Here is a 15832-nt window from a genome sequence, read left to right as displayed (position 1 = left end):
CGAGGGCGTGGGATGGTCGGGGGATGGCCAAGGGGATGGCGGAGTGGCTGGGGTTGTGGGGGCGGGGGTTCGACCGGAGGCGGGAGCGGGAGCGCGAGCGGTTGCTGGAGCAGTTGCGGAGCGCGACTGCGACTGCGACTGCGACGGGGACCGTGCCGGGGCCCCGGGCGGTGCCGGGGGGCGGGAAGTACGTCGACTCGTCGGCGGGTGGTACGCCGCTGCTCGGTGATCGGCGGGACGACTTCACGCCGCTGCTGGTCGAGTACTACGCGTACGGGCTGACCCAGGCGCGCAGCAGTTTCGTGGTGAGTCAGGTCTTCGCGGCGTTCGGTGCCGGGATCCTGCTGCTCGGGGTCGCGCTGGCCGTGTGGAAGGCCGAGACCACCGGGGATCTGTACGCGGGGATCGTGACCAGCTCGGTGGGGGTGGTGGTGACCCTGATCGGGCAGCTGTTCCATCGGAGGGCGGATCTCGCGCTGCGGCACATGGCCGAGCAGACAGCTGCGCTGCGTGACGATCGCAGGACGGCGGAGACCACGCAGCAGGCCGTGCAGCTGCTGGCCGACGTGGCGGACCCGGCGCTGCGGGCGCGGCTGCAGGCCGGGCTGATCATGAAGCTGTCGGGGGCGGTGCTGCCCGAGGCATAGTGGGGGTATGTGCCGGAGCATCAAGACCCTGCGCCCGCCCGCCCTCCCCGAGAAGGCCACCGAGGAGGAGATCCGGGCCGCCGCGCTGCAGTACGTGCGGAAGGTGTCCGGGTTCCACCGGCCGGCCGCGCACAACCAGGAAGTGTTCGACGCGGCCGTGGACGCGGTGGCCGAGGCGACTCGGGTGCTGCTGGACGGGCTGCAGGTCAGGGGGCGTGCGGCGGCCGTTTGAGTGGTTGCGCGGTTGCCCGGTTGTTCGGTTGGCCGGTGGTTGGCGGGCCCGCGGGCGGGGCGGCTGCTCGTGTGGCGCCGGCGGGCGTGCCGGGTCAGTGGGTGGTTGCGCGGCGGCGGAGTAGCCAGATGCCGGCTCCGAGTGCGCCCGCCGCGAGGGAGCCGCCGATGGCGATCTCCGTGGGGCTGACCCCGCTGATGCTGCCGCCCGTGCCGCCGCGTGCGGCTCCGGAGGTGACCTGGAGGGTGAGGGTGACCCGCTCGCCGCCTGCGCCGCCGCACTCGAACACCACCGCATGGGCTCCGGAGCGGGCGTCCCGGTAGACCTGGGCCGTGCCGATGAGCGTGGTGGATTCGAGGTTGCCCGGGGTGAGCTGGAGTTCGCCGAAGGCGGTTGATGTCACGCGGCCGGTTCGGGTTCCGCAGCCCTGGAGGTTGAGGCCGACACGGCCGCCGGGGGAGACGGTGGTGGCGGACATGCTGGCGGTGGGGGCGGCCGAGGCGGTCGTGGCGGAGGCGAGAGTGATGAGGGCGGCGCTCATGGCCGCGGACGCGGCCCTGGCCCTGGCCTTGGCCTTGGTTCTGGCTCTGTTCCGGGGCTGGGTCCCGGCCGTGGTGGGGGTGGGATGGGCGGGCGTGTGCGTGTGCGTGGCGGGCATGGTGGTACTCCTCGGCTCCGGGAAGCACGGCGCGGCCAGGGCACGGATGTGACGCGGGGTCGGTTGCGCACCGTGTCTCGACGCTAGGAGGGGAGGGGTGGGGTGGCGATCGGGGCCGGGTGAACGGGTGAGGGGTTGGGCCGGGTGGGGGAGCGGCGTTTGAGTGTGGGCGCGTGGTTGGGTCCGTCCGGTGGTCCGGTGGTCCGGTGGTCCGGCAGTCCGGCGGTGAGGCCGTGAGGTCGTCTGGCCGTGCGGTTTGTGTTGGCCGGGCTCGGGGGCCTGAGATCCACGGGGCGGCTGCTGGGCTGGGGCGTTGGGGCGGGGCTCCGGTTGGGCGGGGTGCAGCTGTTGGGCGGGGGTGTCCCGGTGTGCCCACCCGTCCCGCCCTGCGGGACGCCTGCCCACACCGGGGTGGGGCGCCTGCCCGCACCGGGGGGCGGGCGTCCGTAGGGGTGTGGGGTGTTACGGCGTTGCTGTCGGGGTGGGGCGGCGGATCAGGTAGGCGGCCAGGGCGCCGGCGGCGAAGAGGGCCACCAGGGAGACTGCCGTGCCGAGCCAGGTGGTGCCCAGCCACTGGGTGCCGAAGTAGCCCAGGGCCACGCTGTAGCCGGCCCAGGCCATGCCGGCCAGGGCCGACCAGGGCAGGAACTCCTTCACCTTGCGCTGCATCTTGCCCGCGCCCAGGGAGACCACCGAGCGGCCCGCGGGGGCGAAGCGCGCGATGACCACCAGGGCGCCGCCGCCGCAGGCCAGGGCGGTGCCCAGGCGTTCCTGGGCCTGCGTCAGCCGGCGTGAACGGGCGATGGCGCGGTCCAGGCGGGGGCCGCCGCGCCGGGCCAGCCGGTACGCGGCCAGGTCGCCCAGCACCGAGGCGGTGGTCGCGATGACCAGCAGCGCCATGATGTCGGGTACTTGCTCCGGGACGGGTTCGGACGAGCCGGCCGCTCCCGCGGCGGCGGCCGCGGCCGCCGCCGTGATCACCAGGACGCCGCTCGGCAGAACCGGTACGAAGACGTCGAGGATGACGGAAACGGCCACAAGGGCGTAGATCCAGGGGCTCGTGGTCAGCGACCCCATAGTCTCGAACAAAACAGGACTCCCCAGTCCGGTTGGCGTGCCTCGGCATTGAAGCGCCGCGACGTCGCTGGGGCGGCAGGGGCGGCTGACAGCCATACAGCGTACGCCGGGTTGACGGAAGGCGTCCGGCCGGGGCGGTGTGCCTGTCCCCGCAGGTGACGACAACCCGTGCGGGGACTGGGCGAACGGCCTGCGGTGCGTCAGGGGAACTCTGTCAGGTTCCTGTCGAGGACCGTCACCAGGCGTGCGCCCTTGGCGCCTCTGCGCGTCCGCCGGGCCTGTTCCAACCGCAGCCGGGCCGACCGCCCGGAGAGGGCCAGGGTCATCAACTGGTTCCCGAACCAGGGCCCTCCGGACCGCCGCCAGGTCAACGGCGGCCGTCCGGTGCGTCCGTGCTTCGCGAACATCCGGCCGAGCCGGCGTCCGGCCCGGGACCAGCCCAGCCGGAATCCGAGCCGTACCGCCAGGTGGATCGAGTTGTGGACGGGGGAGCAGGTCAGCTGGAACACCCGGGCCGTGGTGGGTATCCGGGGCTCGGCCACGTAGGCGTGGTGGACGTCTCCAGACAGGACCGCCACCGTCGCCGGGGCCCGCGGGCCCGTCCCCACCTCCTCGATCAGATCGCTGAGTGCCGCGAACGAGGCGGGGAACGCGGCCCAGTGCTCCAGATCGCTGCGCCGCCGCAGGTTCTCGCCGATCCGTGCCCAGCGCGGCCCCCGCTCGCCGCGGCACAGGGCGGCGTTCCAGGCCTCCGCGTCATGGACCAGCGGGGGCAGGAGCCACGGCAGTGAGGAGCCCACCAGCAGGTGGTCGTAACCCCCGTGTCCGGCCAGCGCGTTGTCCCGCAGCCACTGCTGCTCCGCCGGGTCGAGCATGGCCCGCCGGTCCTCGGCCAGCACCCGGGCGGCGCGGGTGTCCACCATCAGCAGCCGGGTGCGCCCGAAGTCCCGGCGGTAGCTCCAGCGGACCGAGGCCGGGTCGGCATCCGCCTCGCACGCGAAGGCCCGGAGGGTCTCCGTGCCGTCCGGGCTGTCCCGGACCGCCGCGTACAGCTTGTCCGCCGCGAGTTCCGCCGGGGAGAGGTTGCCCAGGTGCTGGTACACCCAGTACGACATCAGGCCGCTGAGCACGTGCTCCCGCCACCACGAGGTGGCCCGCATCTCCGCGACCCACGCGGCGCTGGTGTTCCAGTCGTCGATGACGTCGTGGTCGTCGAAGATCTGCAGGCTGGGCACCGTGGACAGCAGCCAGCGGATCTCCGGGTCCAGCCAGGACTCGTAGTACAGCCGGGTGTACTCCTCGTAGTCCGCGACCTGCTTCCCCGGCGGGTCGTCCAGGTCCCGCCGGGCCTGCAGCCACCGCAGGGTCTCCCGGGACAGGGCGTCCGCGTACACCTGGTCGCCGAGCAGCAGCAGGAGGTCGGGCCGCTCCGCCTGCGGGTCGGCGGCCAGCCGTGCGGCCAGGGTGTCCAGGGCGTCCGGGCCGTGCGGCCCGTGGGAGTCTGCGGGCGGGGCCGCCTGCCTGCAGGAGCCGAAGGTGATCCGCAGCCCGGGGGAGGGCCGGCCGGGCCCGGCCACGGCCGGGGTGCTGATGGTGCTCGCCGGGAAGGGGCTGTCCGGGAGCGGCCACACCCGCACGCCGTCGAGCAGTACCTCGTAGGCGGTGGTGGTGCCGGGGGTGAGGCCGGTCACCGGGACCACGGCGTAGTGGTGTCCGGCTATCGCGAAGGTGCACACCCGGCCGTGGGCGCCGTCGGCGCAGCGCACCTCGGCCGTGCACGGGCGGCTGGTCTCGACCCATACGGTCGCCGAGCCGCCGGTGTCCCAGTCGACGTGCCGCAGCAGCGGCCCCAAGCGCAGGTCGGCCATGCAACTCCCCCTCCTCCATGCCCGTTTGAACCATCCGGAGGGTCTGGCGGGACCCTTCGAACCCATGATTCAAGGTACGTGGAGGAGGGGGCGTCCGCGTCCCCCGGGCGGGGGAGTCGTCCTGCCTCGCCCGGGGGAGGTTTCTCAGCAGCCGTTCAGGGTGCTCACCAGGGCGTTCTTTTCGGCGGAGTCCATGCTCAGGCCCCAGTACTGCTTCACGTGGACCCACATCCGCGCGTACGTGCAGCGGTAGGAGGTGCGCGAGGGCATCCACTCGGCGGGGTCCAGGTCGCCCTTGGCCTGGTTGACGTTGTCGGTGACGGCGATGAGCTGCGGCCGGGTGAGGTCGTTCGCGAACTGCTGGCGCTTGGCGGTGGTCCAGGAGCCGGCCCCGGACCGCCAGGCCTCGGAGAGTGCGACGACGTGGTCGATGTCGAGGTCGGAGGCGGCGTACCAGGTGGCGCCGTCGTACTCGGAGAACCAGCTGCCGCTGACGGCGGCACAGGAGGAGTCGGTGACCACGTTCACGCCGTCGCGCTTGAGGACGGTCTCGCGGGTGTTGCAGGAGCCGGAGACGGTGCTCCAGTGCGGGAACAGGTCACGGCTGTAGCCACTGGAGGAACCTTCCGCCTTGGGCGTGACCGTGGCCAGGTAGGCGCGGGCCGCGGCGGCGCTCATCGGGGCGGGCGGGGCTGCCTGGGCGGCGGGGGCCGTGATCAGGGCGGTGACGGCCAGACCGGCTACTGACGCGAGCACGCCAAGGCGACGCGCGTAGAACTTGGGCATGACGGGCATGAGGGCTCCCTGGGTGCGGGGGGTGAGCGGCCGTGCGCCCCGGCGGGGCCCGGCCATGGTGGCGGCGCCGGGTATCGCGGGGATGGGCGCCAGGTGACAGGGTGGCGACATGGGCACGTCACATCAAGTCGGGTAACGCGCCCTACTCAAACGGAAGTTGAGCGTCCGGGCGATGGTGTGCCGGTTTCCGGTGTGCATCCCGGGACGGGCCGGGACCAAAGGCCTATTCCGGACCCGCGAAATCGTCGCGTACGCTGTACGGAGCAGAAGGGGAGTAGCTCTTCGCCGGACCGTCGACATACTGCTGGGTCATCCCAGCCGGCGCCCGGAGGCAGGCCGCGGTCAGCGGCCGGCCAGCGAGACCTTCGGCCGCAGTGTCCTTGTACGTACAGGGCGCTGTCGAGCCGAAGCGACCCCTGAAACGGCCAACGGCCAGGTCTCTCGGTTCGGCAGCGTTCTGCCCGACCGATTGAGGTTCCATCCTGTGATCACCTTCAGCGTCATGGCGATCGCGTTCGGCGTCGTCTTCCTCGCCGAGCTGCCCGACAAGACGGCCCTCGCCGGCCTCATGCTGGGCACCCGCTACCGCGCCTCCTACGTCTTCGCCGGAGTCGCGGCCGCCTTCGCCGTGCACGTGGCCCTGGCCATCGCCGCCGGAAGCGTGCTCACCCTGCTCCCGCACCGGCTGGTCCAGGCGGTGGTCGGCGTCCTCTTCCTGGCGGGGGCGGCCATGCTGCTGCTGAAGAAGGACGACGGCGACGAGGAGATCAAGGCGCCCGCGGACCAGTCGTTCTGGAAGGTCTCCGGGGCGGGCTTCATGCTGATCCTGGTCGCGGAGTTCGGCGACCTCACCCAGATCATGACCGCGAACCTCGCCGCCCGGTACGACAACCCCGTCTCCGTCGGCCTCGGCGCCGTCCTGGCCCTCTGGGCCGTCGCCGGCATCGGCATCCTGGGCGGCCGCACCCTCATGAAGTACGTGCCGCTGCGCCTGATCACCAAGGTCGCCGCGGCGGTCATGGCCGCGCTGGCCGTCTTCTCGCTCTACGAGGCCATCGCGCCCTGACGCACCCTGACGCACCCCTGACGTACGGACGCGTACGCGGGAGCGGGAGCGGGAGCGCGGGGCGCGCGCACGCGAAGGGCTTGTCCGGGCAGTCCCCGGGCGGGCCCTTCGCGTACGCGGCTCAGGCGGCCGTGCGCACCGTCAGCCGGATCGAACCCTCGCCGTCCGGCTCCACGCGGATCCCCGTGAGGTCCGGGACGTGCACCGTCGGGCCGTGCTCGCCGGCCCGCGGGCCGACGCCGACCACGCGCATGCCCGCGGCCCGCCCGGCGGCGATGCCGGCGCCCGAGTCCTCGAACACGATGCAGTCGGCCGGGTCCACGCCCAGCTCGGCGGCGCCCTTCAGGAAGCCCTCCGGGTGCGGCTTGCTCTCCGACACCCGCTCGGCCGTCACCCGGACCTCGGGCATCGGCAGCGCCGACGCGGTCATCCGGGCCGTGGCCAGTGCCTCGTCGGCGGAGGTGACCAGGGCGTGCGGGAGCGGACCGAGCGCTGCCATGAACTCGGGAGCGCCCGCGACCGGGACCACGCCCTCGGTGTCGGCGGTCTCCCGGGCGAGCATCTCGGCGTTGTCGGCGTGGTTGAGCGCCATGGGCCGGTCGGGCAGCAGGATGGCCATCGTCGCGTACCCCTGGCGGCCGTGGACCACCTTCAGGGCCTCCCGCGCGTCGAGTCCGTGCGACTCCGCCCACTCCCGCCAGCAGCGCTCGACCACCGCGTCCGAATTGACGATGGTGCCGTCCATGTCCAGGAGCAGGGCCTTGGCGGTGAGGACGACGGGGGCGGGTGCGGTGCTGGCCGGCACGACGGGACTCCAGGGGGAGGAAGAAGAGAACAAGCGGTTCCGCCCGCCGGTCAGGGAATGCGGGCGGAACCACTTTGTTTCTTCACGATACAAAATACCGGGCCGACCGCGCCACCGGCAAACCACGAGGGCGAGCGGGCCGCCCGGGGCGCCTACCAGTCCCAGTCGTCGTCGTAGTCGCCCCAGCCGTCGTCGTCGCCCCAGTCGTCCTCGTACTTCTTGAGCGCCTTCTCCAGCGCCGCGCGCGTGGCCGGGCCGTAGACGCCCTCGGGGTCGGCCGTGACCCGCTCGTCGCGCTGGAACCTCGCGACGGCGTCCTTCGTCTTGCCGGAGTAGCGCCCGTCGACGCGGCCGTGGAAGTGGCCGAGGGACGCCAGGTCCCGCTGGAGCTGCGCCACCTCAGGGCCGGAGTCGCCGGACTGCAGCGTCAGGCCGTCCGTCCTGGGCGGCGCGGCCGTCGCGCCCGGCGGGCGCGAGCCGCTCGCGCCCGGGCGCGCCCCGGGGCCCGTGCTCGTGCTCGGCGCCGAGGTGGCCGAGGGGCCGGGGGAGGAGCCGGCCGGCACGGACGCGGAAGCCGAGGAGGAACGGGACGCGGAGGGGCCGCGCGAGGGCCGGCGGGGGCCGGAGGATTCCTCGCCGGGGCCGGTCGCCGAGGCGCTGGGGCCGACCGGGGCCACGCTCTCCGCGGCCCCCGAGAGCTTCGGATCGGGCAGGGCCAGGTTGCTGTCCCGGTCGTCGTCCCCCGAGCCGCCCAGCGCCAGTACGCCGCCGCCGATCACCAGGACGGCTGCGGCTCCGGCCAGCAGGGGCAGGCCGCGGCGCCGGCCGGCCGCGGCCTTCCGGCGCCGGGCGGACGGCGGGACCGGTCGCAGCAGCACGGTCTCGTCCGTCCGGCCGGACGCGTCGTCCTCGTCCCCCCACCCCCGCGGTCCAGGCGGTCCGGGCGGCGCGGGAGGCGCGTACGGCACGTGCGGTCCGGGCGGTACGTGCGGTCCGGGCGGTCCGGGCGGTACGGAGGCCTCGTACCCGGTGGTCAGGTACGCCGGAACGCCGTAGTCGTGGCCCGCCCCCGACGTGCCGTACGCCGGACCGGCGCCCGCGCCCCACTCCGGCGCGGGCGGTACGGGCGGCAGGACCTGGGTGGCCGGGCCGTCGGCCGCATCGTCGGCCGGAGCGGCGGCTGCGGCGGAAGGGGCGGAGTCCGCCAGGGATATGTACGGGCGGATGTGCAGCGGGTGGTACCCGGCGGGGCGCGCGCACCCGCAGCCGGTTCTCGCGGCACCGCATTCAGGACAGCGCTCAGCGCTCACTCAAACCCCTCCCTGGGAACTGCCAGCGATTATGTAGCCCCTTCCCCACTGCCCCCTACTGCCCGAGAGGCCATAACCGGGCACACCGCTCACCATGGACGTGAGGAGCGGCCCGAGGAGGAGTGCATGGGTCAGGAAGCGACCACGCCCGCCATCGATCCCGATCCCGCCCAGCGGCCCGGCCCGTCCGCCGAGCACCCCGCCCGAGGGGTACTCGTCTCCATCGGAGCCCTGCTGCTCGGCCTGCTGATCGCGGCACTCGACCAGACCATCGTCTCCACCGCCCTGCCCACGATCGTCAGCGATCTCGGCGGCATGGCCCACCTGTCCTGGGTCGTCACCGCCTACCTGCTCGCCTCGACGGCCGCGACCCCGCTCTGGGGCAAGCTGGGCGACCAGTACGGACGCAAGAAGCTGTTCCAGGGCGCGATCGTGCTGTTCCTGATCGGGTCCGCGCTCTGCGGCATCGCCCAGAACATGCCGCAGCTCATCGGCTTCCGCGCGCTGCAGGGCCTGGGCGGCGGCGGCCTGATCGTGCTGTCGATGGCGATCGTCGGCGACATCGTCCCGCCCCGCGAACGAGGCAGGTACCAGGGCCTCTTCGGCGGTGTCTTCGGCGCGACCAGCGTGCTGGGCCCGCTCCTCGGCGGGCTGTTCGTGGACCACCTGTCCTGGCGCTGGGTGTTCTACATCAACATCCCGATCGGCGTGGTCGCCCTGGCCGCGATCGCCACGGCCCTGCACATCCCGGTGCGCCGCGAGAAGCACACCATCGACTACCTCGGAACCTTCCTGATCGCTAGCGTGGCCACCTGCCTGGTGCTCGTCGCCTCCCTCGGCGGCACCTGGGGCTGGGGCTCGGCCCGCGTCATCGGCCTCGCCGTCCTCGGCGCCGTGCTGCTCGTCGCCTTCGTGTTCGTGGAGCGGAAGGCGGCGGAGCCCGTCCTCCCGCTCAGGCTGTTCCGGATCCGCACCTTCACCCTGTGCTCGGTGATCAGCTTCGTCATCGGCTTCGCGATGTTCGGCGCGCTGGTCTACCTGCCGACCTTCCTCCAGGTGGTCCAGGGCGTATCGCCCACCCTGTCCGGCGTGCACATGCTGCCGATGGTCATCGGCATGCTCATCTCCTCCACCCTCTCCGGGCAGATCGTCAGCCGCACCGGCCGCTGGAAGGTCTTCCCCATCGCCGGCACCGCCGTCACCGCCCTCGGACTGCTCCTCCTCCACCAGCTCCACCGCACCACCCCCACCTGGGAGACGAGCCTCTACTTCTTCGTCTTCGGCACCGGCCTCGGTCTCGTCATGCAGGTGCTGGTCCTCGTCGTGCAGAACGCGGTCAGCTACGCCGACCTCGGCGTGGCCACCTCCGGGGCCACCTTCTTCCGCTCCATCGGCGCTTCCTTCGGTGTCGCCATCTTCGGCACGGTCTTCACCAACCGCCTCGACGACAAGCTCGCCGAGGCCCTGGCCGGGGTCACGCTGCCGGCCGGCGCGAGCACCGCCCGGCTGGAGGCGGACCCGCGGTCCATCGCCGAACTCCCCGCCTCGCTGCGCCCCACCGTCCTCGACGCCTACGCCGCCTCCATCACCGACGTGTTCCTCTACGCCGTGCCGATCGTGCTCCTCGCCTTCGCCGTGTCCTGGTTCCTCAAGGAGGACCCGCTCCGCGGCTCGGTGACCGCCCCCGACGTCACCGAGACGCTCGCCTCCAATCCCGTCGAGCGGTCCTCCCGGGACGAGGTCGCCCGCGCCCTGTCCGTCCTCGGCACCCTCCAGGGGAAGCGCCACGTCTACGAGAAGATCACCAGCAAGGCCGGCTACGACCTGATGCCCGCCGCCAGCTGGATGCTGCTGCGGATCAACAAGTACGGCTCGACCGAGCCGGCCCTGCTCGCCGACCGGACCCAGGTACCGCTGCGGGTCATCACCGAGGCCGCCCGGCAGGTCGAGGAGCGCGGCCTCGCCCGTCGCGAGGGGCTGCCGCTCGTCCTGACCGACGCGGGACGCGTGGCCGCCGCGCGCCTGTCCGAAGCCCGGGAGGAGTCGCTCGCCGAGCTGCTGGGCGACTGGTGGGGACCGGACCGGCCCAGGGACCTGACCGAGCTGGTCAAGGAGATCAACGCGGAGCTGTGCGGCTCGGACGCGGAGGAGCCGTACGACCGACTGGCCGCCCGCGACCACGCCGCCCCCTGAGCCGACGCCGCCCCTGAGCCGACGTTGCCCCCCGACCCGACGCCGTCCCCTGAGCCGATGCCGCCGACCGGCTGCCGAAGCCGGCCGGGCCGGCGCCCCCGTGTCAGGCGAGGACCTTCTCGAACCAGTGCTGGGCGTACGGGCCCGAGTTGTACGCGGGTATCTCCGCGTACCCGTGCTTCGCGTAGAGCCCGCGGGCCTCCACCAGGTCCGTGCGGGTGTCCAGCCGGATGCGCGCGGCGCCCAGTCCGCGGGCGGCCTCCTCCAGGGCCGTGAGCAGGGCCGCCCCGCCGCCGCTGCCCCGGGCGTCCGGGCTGACGTACACCCGGGTGAGCTCCGCGGTGGCCGGGTCGAGCAGGCGTATCCCGCCGCAGGACGCGGGCTCCCCGTCCAGCCGTCCCACCACGAACGCGCCGGTGGGCGGGACCAGGTCGTCGGCCGGGTCGTCCACCATGCCCTGGTCGATCTCCGCCTCGCTGACGGAGCGCTTCCAGTACCGGCCGGCCACCTCGGCGTAATAGGCGCGGCGCAGGGCCGTGGCCTCCGGGGTGGTGAAGGCCTCCGGCTCGACGGACCAGGTCCGCTCCGCACGCACGATCTCGTTCTCGTTCATGGCGTCATTCTGGGGTCCGGTCCCCCACCGCCGCGTGGAATATCCACACCCCCGGACCGATGATGGGAAAGGCGTACAAACCGATCCCCGGAAGGGTGTGAGGAGCATGTCGCAGCATCCGGACTGTGCCCTGGTCCGCCGCGGTTACGAGGCCTTCGGCAAGGGCGACATGGAGACGATGGCCACGCTGATGACAGCGGACGTCATCCACCACGTCCCGGGCACCCACCCGCTCTCGGGACACCACAAGGGCAGGGAAGCCGTCCTCGACCTCTACCGGAGGATGGGCGAGGAGACGAAGGGCACCATGCGGGTGGAACTGGAGCGCGTGATGGCGGACGGGCGCGGACACGCCATCGCCGTCCACAAGTGGCACGCCGACCGGGGGGACCGCGGCATCGAGATGCACGGCGGGCTGTTCTTCACCATCGTCGGCGGGAAGATCACCGACATCGACGAATGCAGTGAGGACATCGACGCGGAGAACGACTTCTGGCACTGAGCCTCCGCGGGGCGCCGCACCGCACCGCACCGGACCCGGGCCCAGGCCGTCCGGTCCGGTGCAGCGCCACACGTCCGGTGCAGCGCCACACGTCCGGTGCGGCGCCGCACGTCAGACCACGACGGACGTCACCCCTGCTTCGGGGCCGCCTGCTGCACCACTTCGAACGACCACAGCGTCGAAGCCGAAGCCGCCGGCTTCGGCCGCTCACCGCCGCCGCCCTGGCCGCCCTCGCCACCACCGGCGGTCCCCTGGTGCGCCGCCTTCATCGGCCCCTCCATCCACGCCTGGAAGGCCGCCTCGTCCCGCCACCGGGTGTACACGAGGTACTGGTCCGTCCCCTCCATCGGGCGCAGCAGCTCGAACCACTCGAACCCGTCCGAGTTCTCCACCGAACCGGCCCGCGACGCGAACCGCTTCTCCAGGACTTCCCGCTGCTCCGCCGGGACCGTCAGCGCGTTGATCTTCACGATGCTCATGCCGCCATCCTAGGGAAGCCTTCACGTCCGACCTTGGCGGGACAGGCAGGTTGACGTTGCGCCCCGGGATATCGTCGTCCCGGGTAATTGAGCGCGGCAGCCAGGCGAAGTCGGGGTTGCAGGCAACAGGGCGGGAGGCCGGCGGGGCGTGGCGAATGCGTCAAGGCACAGCGGGGCGAAAGGCCATGCCGGAGTCATAGGCAGAGACGGCGACGGCGCGCGGCTGGGGGCCGCGCGCATCGTGCTCTGGGGCCTGGCCGCCGTACTCGCCGTACGGCAGGCCGCGGCGGTGCTGCGGGTGCCGCCGGGCGACTGGCTGACCGGCATCTACCTGCCCGACCTGGCCTCCGGTTCGCTCTACGACAGCGGGCTGTCCACCGGCAGCCCCTTCGCGGGCATGGTCCTGCGGCCCCTGACCGGGTTCGCCGACCAGTCCCTGGAGATCGCCTGGACCCTCGTCACGCTGCTCTCCGTCGCCGCCGTCGGCCTGGTGGCGGCGCGCGGCCTGCCCGATCCAGTGCCCCGCCGCACCGCCCTGCTCGCCGCGCCCGTGCTGGTCGCCCTGATGATGGTCTCCCTCCCCGTCCGGGAGGCCGCCTTCCCCGGGCAGACCGCCGTACTCCCCGTGCTGCTGGTGCTGTTCGCCCTGTTCCGGGTGCCCGGTGACCGCCCCGCCGGCGTCCTCACAGGCCTGGCCGCCGCGCTCCAGCCCGCCCTGCTCCTCTTCACCCCGCTGCTTTGGCTCACCGGCCGCCGGTCCGCCGCCAAGGCCACGCTCGCCACCTTCGCCGCCGCGTCCCTCCTCGCCCTGGTGACGCTGCCTCGCGAGTCGTGGACGTACTGGGTGGACCACCTCGCCGGCACCCGCCTCGGCGGCAGCCCGGACAGCCTCGCCAACCAGTCCCTGCACGGCGCGCTGCTCCGCTTCGGCCTGGCCGGCTCGGGCGAGACGGCCCTGTACCTCGTCCTCGCCGGTGCCGTCGCCCTGGTCGGCATGCGGCGCGCCGTCCGCTACGCCCGCGACGGCCAGCTGCTGCTGGCCGTCGCCGTGACCGGCTGCGTGGCCGTGGCCGTGTCCCCGACCGGCTGGCGCCACCAGCTGCTCTGGGTGCTCCTCGCGGTGGCCGGCAGGGTCGGCCGGCGGGCCGCCGACCGGCCCGTGTGGCCGGTGGCGGTGGTCCTGGTGATGACCCTGCCCAGCACGGTGCTGCTGCCGAACATGGCCGCGATGGGACCCGTACGCGACAACGTGCTGCTGCTGGCCGCGCTCGCTGCGGCCTGTGCCGTGCCCTTCCTGCCGCGCAGTTCGCCGTACTGGCGGGAGCCGGTGGCCACCTCCTACGGGCACCCGGCCGCGGCCCGCTGGCGCCGGATCCCGCTGCTGCCGGTCTGGCGGCGGGTCCTCAGCCGCCCCAACCTGCTGCTGGAACTGCTGCTCATCCGGGTCGGCTACTCGATGTACTCGCACATCCGGGCCGCCGCGCCGAACAGCCGCGAGGTGGCCGAGGCCAACGCGCACACCGTCCTCGCCGCCGAACGGGCCCTCGGCATCGACATCGAGCACGCCGTCAACCAGGCGGTGGTGCGCACGGAGTGGCTGGAGGGGTTCTTCAACTTCTACTACACCTCCTTCCACTTCGTGATCCCGCTGAGCCTCCTGGCGCTGCTCTACTGGCGGCGCCCCGCCGACTACCGCTGGGCCCGCGCCTCCCTCGGCCTGGCCACGCTCATCGCCCTGTTCGGCTTCTGGCTGTTCCCGCTCGCGCCGCCGCGGCTCATGCCCGGCCTCGGATTCACCGACACCGTGCACGGCCCGCAGGACCTCGCCAACCCCTCGTACGGTGCGATGACCGCCATCTCCAACCAGTACGCGGCGATGCCCTCGCTGCACTTCGGCTGGTCACTGTGGTGCGGCATCGTGATCGTCGCGATAGCGCCGAAGGTCTGGCAGAAGCTGCTCGGGGCACTGCACCCGCTCATCACGGTCTGCGCGATCGTCGCCACCGCCAACCACTGGCTGCTCGACGCCGTGGGCGGCGCGCTGGTGGTCGGCTCCGGATTCGCCCTCGTGTACCTGCTGTCCGGACCGCGACGGCTGCGGGTACGGGTGCCGGCCCAGCGCACCACGGTGCCCGCCGACGGCGACGAAGCCCAGGTCAGGACCGCCGCGAGCAGCCACTAGCAACCGCCGGCAACCACTGGCAACCGCCGGCAACCACTGGCGGCCACGCCGGGGAGCCGCGCTGATCACCGCCCGGGTGCCCTGTCCACAGCCCCCGGGCGGGCCGGGCCCGCGGTCGTAGACTGAAGAGGACCCGCGTCGTGCTCGCCCAGAGCCCGATGGAAGGGGCTGGCCGCCATGACCGCACGGACTGTTCCCCTCGGACCCGGGGCCACGGCCTGGGAGCCCGAGACGGTCACGACCGACCCGTACAACGCGCAGACGCCCATCGCTGCGCTGGCCGAACCGGTCACCCCGGTGGGCGCCTTCTTCGTCCGCGACCACTTCGGGATCCCGGGGACCGAGCCACGCGCCTGGCGGCTCCGGTTCGACGGCGCCGTCGCCGCCCCCTTCGAGCTCTGCTACGACGACCTGTCGGCGATGGACCACCGGGAACTCGACGTGGTCCTGGAATGCGCCGGCAACGGCCGCAGCATGATGACCCCCCGCCCGCCCGGCCTCCCCTGGGACCAGCGTGCGGTCGGCTGCGCCCGGTTCGCCGGGGTGCCCTTCCGCACCCTCGCCGCGCGGGCCCTGATCCGGCCGGACGCCGTGGAGATCGTCTTCGCCGGAGCCGACGCCGGCACCGTGCACGACCGCCGGGTGCACTTCGAGCGCAGCCTCCCCCTGGCCGTCGCCCTCCACCCGGACACCCTCCTCGCCACCCGGATGAACGGCGAACCCCTCGCGGCCGGACACGGGGCCCCGGTCCGCCTGGTGGTCCCGGGACGGTACGCGGTCGCCGACGTGAAGTGGCTGGTCGGGGTGAGGGCCGTCACCGAGCCCTTCACCGGCGTGTTCCAGGCCGAGGAGTACGTCTACGAGGACTCGCGCGGCACCCCCGAAGGGCCCGTGACCGCGGTCCGGGTCAAGTCCATCGTGACCGCGCCCGAACCGGACACGGCCCTGCGGCGTGACCACGAGACCGTCGTACGCGGCCGGGCCTGGTCCGGCGGAGGGTTCCGGGTACGCCGCGTCGAGGTGAAGGCCGCCTTCCAGGACGACGGCCCCGGCCCCGGAACCGGCCCCCACGCCGGAACCGGCCCCGGAACCGGCCCCGGAACCGGACTCGGCCCCCGCCCCGGAGCGGACCCCCGGCCGGCGCCGGACGGAGACCGGGCCGCGGACTGGCAGGAAGCCGAGCTGGAACCCCCGGCCGGCCCGTACGCCTGGACCGGCTGGTCCTTCCGCTGGACCCCGCGCCGCCCCGGCCCCTACCGGCTGCTGGCCCGCGCGAGCGACACACACGGCGACACCCAGCCGGCCCGGCCGCCCTGGAACGCCCGCGGCTACGGCTGCAATCCGGTGGCATCGGTCGACGTGGTCGTCGTATGAGACACGGCCCCCGGTGACGGACCTACGGCGG

At 73.2% G+C, this 15832-nt stretch carries 15 protein-coding genes; 7 read left to right on the top strand and 8 right to left on the bottom strand.

Annotated elements, in window-relative coordinates:
• Positions 1-23 precede the first annotated feature (23 nt).
• Positions 24-647 carry a hypothetical protein gene (locus ACGFQ9_RS26740; RefSeq protein ID WP_393577192.1) on the top strand — a complete coding sequence of 208 codons (624 nt, stop codon included), beginning with the start codon at positions 24-26 and terminating at the stop codon, positions 645-647.
• A gap of 7 nt (positions 648-654) precedes the next feature.
• Positions 655-879: a DUF2277 domain-containing protein gene (locus tag ACGFQ9_RS26735; RefSeq protein ID WP_393577190.1), complete on the top strand. Its 225-nt coding sequence runs from the start codon at positions 655-657 to the stop codon at positions 877-879.
• Between the two features lie 94 nt (positions 880-973).
• Here ACGFQ9_RS26735 and ACGFQ9_RS26730 read toward each other — a convergent pair whose 3' ends face one another.
• The 4 genes from ACGFQ9_RS26730 to ACGFQ9_RS26715 all read right to left on the bottom strand — a co-directional run bounded on the left by ACGFQ9_RS26730 (position 974) and on the right by ACGFQ9_RS26715 (position 5268).
• Positions 974-1537: a hypothetical protein gene (locus tag ACGFQ9_RS26730; RefSeq protein WP_393577188.1), complete on the bottom strand. Its 564-nt coding sequence runs from the start codon at positions 1535-1537 to the stop codon at positions 974-976.
• Positions 1538-1999: 462 nt separating this feature from the next.
• The gene (locus ACGFQ9_RS26725) at positions 2000-2614 is read right to left on the bottom strand and encodes a DedA family protein (RefSeq protein WP_393577187.1); all 615 of its coding nucleotides are present in this window, start codon (positions 2612-2614) and stop codon (positions 2000-2002) included.
• Between the two features lie 200 nt (positions 2615-2814).
• Positions 2815-4482 (bottom strand): alkaline phosphatase D family protein, encoded by a 1668-nt coding sequence (locus ACGFQ9_RS26720; protein WP_393577185.1) that lies wholly within the window; start codon positions 4480-4482, stop codon positions 2815-2817.
• Positions 4483-4626: 144 nt separating this feature from the next.
• On the bottom strand, positions 4627-5268 hold the full coding sequence (locus ACGFQ9_RS26715) for an HNH endonuclease family protein (protein ID WP_393577550.1): 642 nt from the start codon (positions 5266-5268) through the stop codon (positions 4627-4629).
• A gap of 511 nt (positions 5269-5779) precedes the next feature.
• On the opposite strand from ACGFQ9_RS26715, the gene ACGFQ9_RS26710 reads away from it, so the two are divergent.
• Positions 5780-6343: a TMEM165/GDT1 family protein gene (locus ACGFQ9_RS26710; RefSeq protein WP_393577549.1), complete on the top strand. Its 564-nt coding sequence runs from the start codon at positions 5780-5782 to the stop codon at positions 6341-6343.
• Positions 6344-6464: 121 nt separating this feature from the next.
• Here the strand turns inward: ACGFQ9_RS26710 and ACGFQ9_RS26705 are convergent, their stop codons facing one another.
• Positions 6465-7148 (bottom strand): HAD-IA family hydrolase, encoded by a 684-nt coding sequence (locus tag ACGFQ9_RS26705; protein ID WP_393577184.1) that lies wholly within the window; start codon positions 7146-7148, stop codon positions 6465-6467.
• Positions 7149-7300: 152 nt separating this feature from the next.
• Positions 7301-8458, bottom strand: a complete 1158-nt coding sequence (locus tag ACGFQ9_RS26700) for a peptidoglycan-binding protein (protein ID WP_393577182.1) — start codon at positions 8456-8458, stop codon at positions 7301-7303.
• 126 nt (positions 8459-8584) lie between these two features.
• On the opposite strand from ACGFQ9_RS26700, the gene ACGFQ9_RS26695 reads away from it, so the two are divergent.
• The gene (locus ACGFQ9_RS26695; protein WP_393577180.1) at positions 8585-10651 is read left to right on the top strand and encodes an MFS transporter; all 2067 of its coding nucleotides are present in this window, start codon (positions 8585-8587) and stop codon (positions 10649-10651) included.
• Between the two features lie 103 nt (positions 10652-10754).
• Here ACGFQ9_RS26695 and ACGFQ9_RS26690 read toward each other — a convergent pair whose 3' ends face one another.
• Positions 10755-11264, bottom strand: coding sequence for a GNAT family N-acetyltransferase (locus ACGFQ9_RS26690; protein WP_393577179.1), 510 nt, complete (start codon positions 11262-11264; stop codon positions 10755-10757).
• Positions 11265-11370: 106 nt separating this feature from the next.
• Between ACGFQ9_RS26690 and ACGFQ9_RS26685 the strand changes: the two genes are divergently transcribed.
• Positions 11371-11766, top strand: coding sequence for a nuclear transport factor 2 family protein (locus tag ACGFQ9_RS26685; protein WP_393577178.1), 396 nt, complete (start codon positions 11371-11373; stop codon positions 11764-11766).
• A 128-nt stretch (positions 11767-11894) separates the two neighbouring features.
• Here the strand turns inward: ACGFQ9_RS26685 and ACGFQ9_RS26680 are convergent, their stop codons facing one another.
• Positions 11895-12245 (bottom strand): antibiotic biosynthesis monooxygenase family protein, encoded by a 351-nt coding sequence (locus ACGFQ9_RS26680; protein WP_393577177.1) that lies wholly within the window; start codon positions 12243-12245, stop codon positions 11895-11897.
• Between the two features lie 148 nt (positions 12246-12393).
• Here ACGFQ9_RS26680 and ACGFQ9_RS26675 point away from each other — a divergent pair, with 148 nt between their 5' ends.
• Positions 12394-14427, top strand: a complete 2034-nt coding sequence (locus ACGFQ9_RS26675) for a bifunctional glycosyltransferase 87/phosphatase PAP2 family protein (protein WP_393577176.1) — start codon at positions 12394-12396, stop codon at positions 14425-14427.
• Positions 14428-14604: 177 nt separating this feature from the next.
• Positions 14605-15801, top strand: a complete 1197-nt coding sequence (locus tag ACGFQ9_RS26670) for a molybdopterin-dependent oxidoreductase (protein WP_393577175.1) — start codon at positions 14605-14607, stop codon at positions 15799-15801.
• Positions 15802-15832: the final 31 nt, after the last annotated feature.

This window comes from Streptomyces sp. NPDC048603, assembly GCF_043199475.1.
Classification (GTDB): Bacteria; Actinomycetota; Actinomycetes; order Streptomycetales; family Streptomycetaceae; genus Streptomyces.
The sequence above is the reverse complement of the archived record's forward strand: the minus strand, read 5'-3'. Positions and strand labels throughout refer to the sequence as shown.

Coding starts and splice junctions, on each gene's coding strand:
- ACGFQ9_RS26740 (WP_393577192.1), top strand. CDS start 24: ATGGCCAAGGGGATGGCGGAGTGGCTGGGGTTGTGGGGGCGGGGGTTC.
- ACGFQ9_RS26735 (WP_393577190.1), top strand. CDS start 655: ATGTGCCGGAGCATCAAGACCCTGCGCCCGCCCGCCCTCCCCGAGAAG.
- ACGFQ9_RS26730 (WP_393577188.1), bottom strand. CDS start 1,537: ATGCCCGCCACGCACACGCACACGCCCGCCCATCCCACCCCCACCACG.
- ACGFQ9_RS26725 (WP_393577187.1), bottom strand. CDS start 2,614: ATGGGGTCGCTGACCACGAGCCCCTGGATCTACGCCCTTGTGGCCGTT.
- ACGFQ9_RS26720 (WP_393577185.1), bottom strand. CDS start 4,482: ATGGCCGACCTGCGCTTGGGGCCGCTGCTGCGGCACGTCGACTGGGAC.
- ACGFQ9_RS26715 (WP_393577550.1), bottom strand. CDS start 5,268: ATGCCCAAGTTCTACGCGCGTCGCCTTGGCGTGCTCGCGTCAGTAGCC.
- ACGFQ9_RS26710 (WP_393577549.1), top strand. CDS start 5,780: ATGGCGATCGCGTTCGGCGTCGTCTTCCTCGCCGAGCTGCCCGACAAG.
- ACGFQ9_RS26695 (WP_393577180.1), top strand. CDS start 8,585: ATGGGTCAGGAAGCGACCACGCCCGCCATCGATCCCGATCCCGCCCAG.
- ACGFQ9_RS26690 (WP_393577179.1), bottom strand. CDS start 11,264: ATGAACGAGAACGAGATCGTGCGTGCGGAGCGGACCTGGTCCGTCGAG.
- ACGFQ9_RS26685 (WP_393577178.1), top strand. CDS start 11,371: ATGTCGCAGCATCCGGACTGTGCCCTGGTCCGCCGCGGTTACGAGGCC.
- ACGFQ9_RS26680 (WP_393577177.1), bottom strand. CDS start 12,245: ATGAGCATCGTGAAGATCAACGCGCTGACGGTCCCGGCGGAGCAGCGG.
- ACGFQ9_RS26670 (WP_393577175.1), top strand. CDS start 14,605: ATGACCGCACGGACTGTTCCCCTCGGACCCGGGGCCACGGCCTGGGAG.